Annotated in this window: 4 protein-coding genes; all 4 read left to right on the top strand. The window is 39.9% G+C overall.

The window, feature by feature from the left end:
- On the top strand, positions 1-254 hold a 254-nt coding region (locus ACY10D_RS00100; RefSeq protein WP_486998784.1), incomplete at its 5' end, for a 7TM domain-containing protein.
- Complete coding sequence (locus tag ACY10D_RS00095) at positions 255-1,196, top strand: alpha-L-glutamate ligase-like protein (RefSeq protein ID WP_486998783.1); 942 nt, start codon at positions 255-257, stop codon at positions 1,194-1,196.
- 100 nt (positions 1,197-1,296) lie between these two features.
- Positions 1,297-2,505 carry an efflux RND transporter periplasmic adaptor subunit gene (locus ACY10D_RS00090; protein ID WP_486998782.1) on the top strand — a complete coding sequence of 403 codons (1,209 nt, stop codon included), beginning with the start codon at positions 1,297-1,299 and terminating at the stop codon, positions 2,503-2,505.
- Between the two features lie 3 nt (positions 2,506-2,508).
- A complete protein-coding gene (locus ACY10D_RS00085) occupies positions 2,509-5,583 on the top strand; it encodes an efflux RND transporter permease subunit (protein WP_486998781.1) in 3,075 nt (1,024 codons plus the stop codon).
- Positions 5,584-5,713: the final 130 nt, after the last annotated feature.

Genomic DNA, 5,713 nt, shown 5'->3' with positions numbered 1-5,713 from the left:
TGGAAGGCTATGTGCAGCATTTGAGTTGCTGGCACAAAAATACTGTGCATAATTTAAACCTTGATTCACATTTTAATGCTTATTTAGAGTATTGGTTTTTCACTTTCCCGGGGCTTTTGTTAGTCGTGATGGCTGTGATGTTATTGATTGGGCGTTATCGTGGCTACCGTTTGACTGAGCTTTATCGTTTTGAAGCATTGGCGCAGAAGATTAATGATCAGCAACAAGGAAAAGCAGACAAAGGTGAGCAGTAAATGTGGTGGATTAGTAAATGGCGTGCACTAAAACAAGCAGGTGTATTGGGGATCAATAATCGCAATGTTGGTTATATCCAGGCATATAATGATCGCAAATACTACCCATTGGTTGATGATAAACTCAAGAGCAAATCCTTAGCACTTGAGCATGGCATTAATGTACCTGAGCTTTATGGCGTAATTGGTTCAGAACATGATAATAAAAATCTACAATCGATCTTAGGCGATCGTCATCAGTTTGTGATTAAGCCTGCACAAGGTGCCGGTGGTGAGGGTATCCTTGTCATTACACACTTTATTAATAATCGTTACCGCTTGGCAAATGGTAAATTGATGACGCTAGATCAGCTGCGCTATCATACTTCAACCACATTAAGTGGCGCTTACTCACTCGGTGGTCGTCCTGATAAAGCGATGATTGAATACTTGATTCAGTTTGATCCAACCTTTGCCAAAGTTGCTTATCAAGGGGTGCCAGATATTCGGATTATTTTGATCAAAGGTTTTCCAGTAATGGCAATGGTGCGCCTGCCAACACAGCAATCAAGTGGCAAAGCAAACCTACATCAAGGTGCAATTGGTGCTGGCGTTGATTTAAAAACCGGAATAACACTGCATGGTGTTTGGCATAATGAGATCATCACACATCACCCAGACACCTTACATGAAATCGAGGGGATTACTGTGCCACATTGGCAGAAATGTTTAGAGATTGCCAGTGCCAGTTATGATATGACCAATTTGGGTTATTTAGGTGTCGATTTGGTGTTAGATAAAGATCATGGACCACTGATGCTTGAGTTAAATGCACGTCCTGGTCTTAATATTCAAATCGCGAACCAAGTAGGGCTGGCAAAGCGTCATGAGCTTATCAAACCAGTACTTAATGAGCCAATGACCAAAGAAGAACGTATTGAGTATATTTTAGATCGATTATAATTTGGTGATAATAAAAGATCATAGTTTATTAGACATAATAAAAGCAGTGGCTATAATCAAATTAGCTTATGACTTAACACATTCCATGACAAGTGAGCCTATGAACAACAACAATGAAAATAATAAATATCACATATCAAAAACACTAAAAACAGTAAAGATCACTACGTTGATGATGGCTTTAGCTATACCATTGATGAGCCTACATCAGTCTGCTTATGCAGAAGATAAGGAACAAGTGGTCAAACCTACGGCGGTTAATGTCGGTGAGGTTAGGAAGATTAATGTGCCAGAGACGATTACTGCAGTGGGTAATATCTATGCGTTAAAACAAGTTGATTTAAGCTTTGATAATAGTGGTAAGTTAAAAGAGAAATATTTTAAAAATGGTGACAGGGTCTTAAAAGGTGAAACGGTTGCAGCTTTAGATGATCAGCAAGATATGGCAACCTTAAGCTCATTACAGGCAAAGCTAGATTTAGCTAAGCAAACTTATTCGCGCGTTAAGTTATTGGAGCAATCAGGTGCGATTTCTAAAGAAGATATTGACCAGAAGTATGCTGATTTACAGCAGGCGCAAGCCGATGTTGATCAACAAAAAACGGTGGTTGCGCATGATAAACTACAAGCACCATTTACTGGAGTGCTTGGAATTTATAAGTTTGATGTTGGTGCGTATGTGGCAGCTGGTACGGCCGTTGTGCAGTTGACACAGGAGAACCCGTTAAAGATACGCTTTGCGATTCCAGCGGATCTTAAGCCAAAAGTAGCGATTGGTAATGAGGTTGAGCTTTCTACTGAAACGTATCCAAAGAAAATATTCAAAGGTGTTGTTAACTATATCTCGCCAACGGTAGATAGCAAAAGTGGCACACTTGAGATTGAAGCAGAGGTCAATAATGATGATTATTTATTGTCACCTGGTATGTTTATGTCGGTTTCACAAATTCTAAAGGATAAACAAGCGATTTTGGCATTGCCAGATATGGCGATTCAAACCAATCAGCAAGGATCCTTTGTCTATGTGGTTAATCCTGATAATACGGTTAAAATGGTGCAAATAGATATTGGTATGGTCCGTAGTGGCTGGACCCAGATAACAAAAGGCTTAAAAGAAGGGCAAAAAGTAGTGACCATAGGTGGGTTTAAGCTTACCGATGGCGCTAAAATTAGCATTTCTGATTTGCCACCACCAAGCTTTGATAAATTACAAAAAGAGTTAAATATCGATATTGATCCGAAAAGTAGCTTTGGGATTAACGAGCAGGCAGAAACTCATAGTAATAATAGTAATAATGGAAGTAAGTAACGCATGAAGCTTTCTAAGATATGTATTGAGAGACCCGTTTTTGCGGTTGTTCTAAGTTTGATGATTATCGTCCTAGGTATTGTTGGCTTTAGCTATCTTGAGATTCGTTATTTCCCTAAGATTCAGCAGAAAATTGCACAAGTCTCGATTTCATATTCAGGCGCCTCGCCGACATTGATGAAAAATGATGTTACGGTACCAGTTGAAGATGCACTGTATAATATTGACGGTTTGGTCAAGATGACTTCATCAAGCTCATACGGCAGTAGCAAAATCAACTTAACCTTTGCCGACGATGCTGATATGACCAATGTCATGGGGCAGGTGCGTGATAATATCTCAAGTATTATATCGCAAAAACTGCCTGCTGATATTGATGCGCCTAGTGTGACTCAAGGGGGTGTTGAGCGTCCTGTGGTTAACTTAGGTGTGTTAGATAAAAATCTAACATCAGCACAAATACGTGACTATGTGCAAAAGAATATTGTTCCGATCTTTCAATCCATTCCGGGCATGGGGGCCGTGTGGGTCTATGGTGCCAGTGATTACGCGATGCGAATTTGGCTTAACCCACAAAAAATGGCAGCGCTTGGTATTACCGTTTCTGATGTGCAAAGCACCTTGAATAGTAATAATATTAGCTTCTCAGGTGGCAGTGTTCGCGGCAAGTATCGTAATTTCTCCATTAGTTCAGATACTGATTTGACGACAGCAGATCAATTTAAAAATCTTGTTGTTAAAGATAGTGGCAGTGCACCAGTTTATTTAAAAGACATTGCGAAAGTGGATCTAGGTAATGCCAGTTTAAGCGACTCGCCCATGTTGATTAATGGGCAAAATGCCATAAGTGTGCAGCTAAGACCGACGGATAACGCCAACCCAATTACGGTGGCAAACCTTGCCAAAGAAGAGCTCAAACGCGTTGCCAAGCAGCTACCAAAAGGCATGGAAGTCAAAGTGGTTTATGATCAATCAACCTTTTTGCAAAAATCTATTGTTGATGGTTATGATACCTTGCTTGAAGCAATTATTTTGGTAATGTTGGTGGTGTTTGTATTCTTGGGTAGTATCCGTGCTGCACTAATTCCGATCTTAACCATCCCTGTTTGTGTTATAGGTGCCTTTGGTGTCATGTTACTATGTGGATTTAGTATCAACGTTGTAACACTTTTAGCAATTATTCTTGCGATTGGTTTGGTGGTTGATGATGCCATTGTTGTGCTTGAGAACGTTCACAGACACATTGAAATGGGTAAGAAGCCTTTTGATGCAGCCGTACAAGGTTCAGCGGAGATTGGATTTTCAGTGATTGCAATGACGTTAACACTAGCAGCAGTTTACGCACCCATTGGCTTTTTATCAGGCTTTAGTGCGACTATTTTCAGAGAATTTGCCTTCACCTTAGCGGGATCCGTTCTAATCTCTGGTTTTGTTGCATTGACCTTGTCCCCCATGATGTGTGCCTATATTTTAAAATCACGGGAAAAAGAGACTAAAATTGAGCTGACGCTTAACCATGCATTTGATAAGTTAAATGCTGCTTATGCCAAAGTACTAAACTTCGTGTTAAAGGCAAAATATTGGGTAGTTGCATTACTCGTTGCTTTGGGTGTTTTGTGTTTTATGTTGTTTAAGGTCGTACCTCAGTCATTTATTCCCAAAGAGGATATTGGGTATTTTGAGGCAAATATCACCTCTCCGCCAAGTGCAGCACTAGATTATACCAATTACTATATGAATATGTTAAGTCAGCGTGTTTATGATAAGAACCCTTATATTTTGAACAATGCCGAGTATGTATTCTCGGGCAATGGCAATAACTTTGTCACAATGCAACCATGGGGTGATAAGCGTAAAGTACCAACTCAGACAATTATTGACAAATTATTGGCCGAGGCTCAGCAAATCCCTGGCATCAAAGTCAGTATGAGCATCCCAGATCCTGTGAGCTTTGGACCTGATGCTGATGGCTCTGATGTGATCATTTATTTGCATAATGTCGGACCAATTGATCATTTGGTTAAAGCTGCTGATAGCCTAACCAAGAAACTCATGAATTACCCCGGACTTAATAATGTTAACAATGGTCTGAAGTTTGATAATGTTGTTTATAATGTTAAGTTTCAACGCAAATTAGCAGCAAATGTTGGGGTTGACTCGCAAAACATCGCCGATACATTTAGTATTTTAATGAGTGGTAAGCATATTACTGATGTTAAAACCGATGAGAAAAGCTATCAAGTTCTGGTGCAAATGAATCTTAAAGATTTATCTAGTTTTGGTAGTTTAAGTAAGATCTATGTGCCAAGTGATTCAGGATTGATGGTACCACTATCAAATCTCATTAAGGTGACCCCAGATGTTAGACAAAGTAGTCTCTTTAGATACAATCGAGTTAATACCGCACAAATTAGTGCGAATATCTCAAGCGGCTATAGCATGAGTGAGGTCTATAACGAGATCAATAAACTGGCAAGTCAAACAAAGCTTGATGGCGCTGGTGTTGATTTTGGTGGACGTATGGCAGCATTCATATCCTCAAGTGGTACGATGTTTGGTTTATTTGCTTTGGCATTGATTTTTATTTATCTGGTGCTCGCTGCTCAGTTTGAGAGCTTTGTTGATCCATTTATTATTTTGCTTACCGTTCCTTTATCTACCGTTGGGGCTTTGATTACGATGCTAATGACAGGAGGGGATTTGAACTTATTTACGAATATAGGTTTGATTACACTCGTCGGTCTGATTAGTAAACACGGTATTTTGATCACGCAATTTGCTAATGAAAACTTCAAAGAGGGTGTGTCTTTAATCGATGCCGTCAAAACAGGTGCAATTACACGTCTGCGCCCGATTTTGATGACGACCTCGGCAATGGTTTTGGGCTCGATTCCCTTGGCACTGGCGATGGGACCTGGGAATGTTGCTAATAATATGATTGGTTGGGTGATTGTCGGTGGACTTTGTTTTGGTACGATATTTTCATTATTGATCGTGCCTGTGGCTTATGTGATCTTGTCACCTTTAGATCATAAGAAAAAGAAAATACTTAAAGCGAATAAGGCGCGATTATTATAAACTGGAGTTACGCACTTTAGAAAAGCTGTGATTTTTTAAACACCCCGTCAGCCTACGGCTGCCACCCCTCTTGCAAAGAGGGGAATTAGGCAATGATGGTTTTATATTCCCCTCTTTGCAAGAGGGGTGC

The sequence above is a fragment of the Cysteiniphilum sp. genome, from assembly GCF_057495195.1.
Note: the sequence above shows the minus strand (reverse complement) of the source record. Positions and strands in the feature narration are given on the sequence as shown.

Bases quoted from the DNA above. Each gene is read 5' to 3' on its own strand.
- ACY10D_RS00090 (WP_486998782.1), top strand. From the start codon at position 1,297: ATGAACAACAACAATGAAAATAATAAATATCACATATCAAAAACACTA.
- ACY10D_RS00095 (WP_486998783.1), top strand. From the start codon at position 255: ATGTGGTGGATTAGTAAATGGCGTGCACTAAAACAAGCAGGTGTATTG.
- ACY10D_RS00085 (WP_486998781.1), top strand. From the start codon at position 2,509: ATGAAGCTTTCTAAGATATGTATTGAGAGACCCGTTTTTGCGGTTGTT.